Raw genomic sequence first — 384 nt, 5'->3', positions numbered from 1 at the left:
ATCGCATCCACCCTCTCCAACCGCTTCGGCATCATCATCGGCCGCAAGAAGTGGACGCACCAGATGCAGTCCAACGTGCATGCCTATGGCCACGCCGAGCGCCTCGCCGGCTTCTACGATGTCGGCCTGGGCGTCGACGATTTCCAGAAGGACCATACCGAGACCAACCGCCGCCTGCTCGCTGCCGGCCGCAAGGCGGTCGAGGATGGCGGGGCAGAATCCTTGATCCTCGGCTGCACGATGGAAATCGGCTTCTACAAGCAATTGGAGCGCGAACTCGGCGTGCCGGTGATCGACCCGTCCATCGCGGCCCTCAAACGCGCCGAATATGCCGCCATCCTCAAGCGCCAATGCGGCTGGGTGCCCTCGCGCAAGGGATCTTGC

Annotated in this window: 1 protein-coding gene; it reads left to right on the top strand. The window is 63.8% G+C overall.

The window, feature by feature from the left end:
* Positions 1-384, top strand: a 384-nt coding sequence (locus tag AC1D0P_RS31555) for an aspartate/glutamate racemase family protein (protein WP_477680327.1), incomplete at both ends; no start/stop codon positions are given.

It is taken from the genome of Polaromonas sp. P1_G2 (assembly GCF_056405515.1).
This window is presented reverse-complemented; position numbering and strand designations above follow the sequence as displayed.